Below are 4003 nucleotides of genomic sequence, written 5' to 3'. Positions count from 1 at the left end.
CTGGTGACACGTCAGCATTGCGCGATTTCGCTGTGCAGAACCCGGCATTCATAGGTCAGGCTCAGCAGGCTGTTTCCGGCCTTGATGCTGGTCAGCGTTCCGATATGACCAATCAGGCCGCAAAGTTGCGGCTAGCACTGTCTCAGGGTCCGGATGCATATGCTCAGTATCTGCAAAAAAACTCAGGTGAGTTGTCTCGTGTTGGCGCTAACCCGGGCATTCTGGCGCAAATGGGGATACAAGACCCACAGGGTGCCGCGCAACTGTTTGACATTCTTGGTATGGCCGGGAGCGGTGATAAATATTTCGATATCCTGGATAAACAGCAAGGCAGGGCGCTTGAACAGTCTCAGCAGCAGGTAACGATGCGCGGGCAGGATATAACCGCTCGTGGTCAGGCACTAGATAACGCCAGAGGATGGGCTGCAATAAATCATTCAGCTCTTGATCGTGCTCAACGAGCGCAATTCCATTCGGATGATATGGGTTTGAAATTGATGGAGCTTGGGCAGAAAGGTAAGCCGACTGCTGACCTTATCAAGGGTCTGAACTCCGATATAACAGGCTTTGGTAAAAACTACAATGCCGTTAAATCGGCGGCGAATTCTCTGCAAGCGTTGAGCCGGGTGAATACGGGTGCCGCGCAGCTTGGAATTATCTTCAACTACATGAAATCGCTTGATCCGCAATCCGTGGTTAGGGAAGGGGAGCAAGTGCAGGTCATGCGCTCCGATGGTGTTTGGGGACAGATGAAAGGCTATGTCGATCAGCTTAATGCGGGTAATGGCCTGTCCCAAGACGCACGAAACAACATTGTTCAAGCTGCAAAAATAAACGCTAACTCGATGGGTGAGCAATTCAATCAGCAGGTTGATGAGTATTTAGGCACATACGGGGACACAATTCCTCAAGGTCTGAAAAACAGCCTTAGCAACCGTAAAGCAAAACTATTTGAGAATGTTCCAGGGGGGCAAGGGGCGGCTGGTGGCGGTACTACTGGAAATCCATCGACCGGAACAATAGGGGAGGGGGCTACAGCAACCAATCCTGGCACTGGGCAGAAGATTATATTCAGGGGTGGGCAATGGCAACCAATGTAGGATTACCTGAAGGGTTCGAGCTAGATTCTCCACCTGGTAATGCAGGGCTGCCTCAAGGATTCGTGTTGGATTCATCTCCTGGCCAAGCTCAGGCACCAAGATCGCCAACGCTGGCGGATAACGTTGAGCAAGCCGCACGGGGATTAGTGAATATACCATTCGACATTCTGCAGGGTGGCGCCAACCTGATTAATGCCGGGACTAGCGCGGTCGGTATTGGTGATGTTCTTGGTCCGGTTTATCGTCCGGTAGACCGTCCGACAGACCAGTGGGCGCAAGCAGGTGAAGCTATCGGGACGTATCTTGTACCCGGAGCTGGTGCTGTGAAAGGTGCGATGATTGGTTCTGTAGCTAACGCGGGTAATCAGCCTGGAGACTTTGCCGAGAACGCCACAAAGGAAATGGCAATAAACACTGCATTGATGGGCGCTCCTGCATTATATCGTGGCGTTCGTCAACTAATCAGGGGCGGTGAGCCAGCATCAGAGAGAGTGGTGCAGCAAGCTACGCAACAAATAGCACCTGGTGCTGATAATCAAGCCGAGGAAACGCTGCGTCGAGTCGCAGCAAGAGATAATCCTGATTTGGCATCATCGCTTCAGGGTCTTGATGTTCGTCCTCAGCAGGATGTTGCAGAGGCAGCGGGACGTCTTGGTGTTAACGCTATTCTTCCATCTCATTTATCTGGAAATGCACAGTATCAGGCAGTAGAGCAGGCGATAAAGTCTCGCGCAGGTTCAGCGTTGCGCATGCAGGAGGATCAAGCAATAACTGAGCTTGCTTCTGGTGCAGGAAAGATAATTGATGACGTCGCTGGCGCTCCTGATGCGCTGGCGATGAGCGATCGCTTTATCGGTCAGGTTAATGGCAGGATGTCGGCGTTAGAACGGCGTAGCGATTCTTTGTATGCTCGCGTTGATAAGGCGATGGCACCCGGAACTGGAATTGAAGCCCCGAACACCGGATCAATGCTGGAAAGAGAGGCCGACAGCTTAGGTGGGTGGGGAAATTTAGACCCCATAGAACAGAAAATTTTTAAAGCGGTTAACCCAAGTAGAGAGGGAGTACTAACCTATGCAAACCTTAACAAGCAGCGGAGGCTAGTCGGAGATGCTTTGCACAAAAACAGGGGTCCATACAAGGATGCTGACTCGGCGGCTCTTTCTCGACTCTATGGCTCACTAGCAGAAGATCAGAAGGCGGCTTTATCCGGTACTCCCCAACTTCGTGATTTCGAAGTGGCGCAGCGACTTGTCCAGATGCGAAAAACCCTGGAAGAGCAGATGGTTAACCTGCGCGGCAGGACGCTTAACGGGGATGTGACCGCTAGCGCAACAACAGCGCTACAGTCAATGGCGAAAGGTAATGGCAAGGCATTCCGTGACTTGGTAGATAACACCCCATCCCGACAATTAAGAACGGAGTTGGTAGGCACTGCGCTGCGTGACATGCTTTCTTCTGGAAAGCGAGGTGCTGACTTTAACCCAGCAGGGTTTGCTGACTGGTGGCAGAACATGCAGGCAAGCGGTCAAATTAGGCTGCTATCTCAACATCTGCCTAAAGAGACGATGGCAGGATTACGAGACGCTTACACGGTAGCCAGAGCGATAAAGAATGCAAAGTCATATGAAATTACAACCGGGCGGCTAAATGAGTTTACGTCACGGTTTAACAGGGTTACTGCGCCTTATGAGATGGCAGCGAGCCACGCCCAAAGGATCGGGACTATGGTCGGTGCATACGGTGGCCCATTGGGTGCCATTGCTGGGGCTGAGATAGGGCAGCGCTTGGCGCAGAAAGCCAGGCTTGCAGGTGGAGCCGGATCGATGGAGGCGGCTGATAAGCTAATAGCATCACCTGAATTTCAGCGTGCGGTTAACTCGCTGCCGTCCACTGCGCCGGGTCATGTAATGGATAGCCGCGTTAGACGATCACCGCAATGGAGAGCGTTTTTCGACTCTCTGCCTGAGATAGACAAAAAGACTATCGCAAGGCTAGGTGTGGTCGGCTGGTTGAATTATCAGCGACAGGGTGAAGAAAAACAGTAACCAACAGCCATGGAAGGCTTTAGCTTTTTGATCTCGATATATATTCATTTACTCTCTCGAAGCACCAATGAAATGCAAGAAGGAAAGCGCCTACCGCATAAAAGCATAAAACAATGATCCCTCTTTCTGTTTTTGATGGATAAAAAAATCTATCAAATATAGCCAACCGACTTAAAAATGATTACAGCGAATGCCCTGATATGTGGCAAAAAAATACAGCTAATTGTTATCAAAATAATGTCGCTTTGCTATATCTTTCTTGCCGCCGCGAGGGGCAACCTCTTGATAGATGCCGCCGTCTTTACCTGTGTTCTCACCCGGTTTCTTGCTCATTATGCACCTCGATATTAGCCCGGAATTTGGCGGTTAAATATCAACCTAGGTTGTTTATTAGTCAACTGCGAATACGCAGACTACTCACGCCCGGAGAAATATTTATGGCCGATATTACGCCAAACGTTGTTGTATCCATGCCGTCGCAACTGTTCACCCTACGCCGGGCGTTAAGATCCTGTAGCAATGGCAAAATTTATATCGGAAAAATCGATACCGACCCCACAATAGCCGAGAATCAGATACCCGTTTATCTGGAAAATGAAGACGGCAAATACACACCCGTCGCCCAGCCGCTCATCATCGGGACAGGCGGCTACCCTGTCTACAACGGGCAGATTGCCAAATTCGTGACAGAAGAAGGCCACGCCATGGCGATTGACGACGCCTACAACGTGCAGCAATTCTATTTCCCGAATGTGCTGAAGTATGACCCGGATCAGTTACGGGTAGAAATTGCATCTCCGGGAGGTGCTGACCTTGTTGGTTTTTCACCGGATAATACATATTTAGTTGGAACTG

3 protein-coding genes are annotated in these 4003 nt (G+C 50.5%); all 3 read left to right on the top strand.

The genetic code is table 11. The annotated features are described in order from the left end of the window. Positions 1-1100: phage DNA ejection protein (locus QZ506_RS14205; protein ID WP_291971895.1), on the top strand; the 1100-nt coding region annotated here is incomplete at its 5' end. Next, entirely contained in the window at positions 1085-3148 is a 2064-nt protein-coding gene (locus QZ506_RS14200; protein ID WP_291971893.1) for a hypothetical protein, read from the top strand. The genes QZ506_RS14205 and QZ506_RS14200, both read left to right, overlap by 16 nt. Before the next feature lie 437 nt (positions 3149-3585). Further along, positions 3586-4003, top strand: a 418-nt coding sequence (locus QZ506_RS14195; RefSeq protein WP_291971891.1) for a phage tailspike protein, incomplete at its 3' end; no start/stop codon positions are given.

The sequence above is a fragment of the Candidatus Symbiopectobacterium sp. genome (genome assembly GCF_020054415.1).
GTDB lineage: Bacteria > Pseudomonadota > Gammaproteobacteria > Enterobacterales > Enterobacteriaceae > Symbiopectobacterium.
This window is presented reverse-complemented; position numbering and strand designations above follow the sequence as displayed.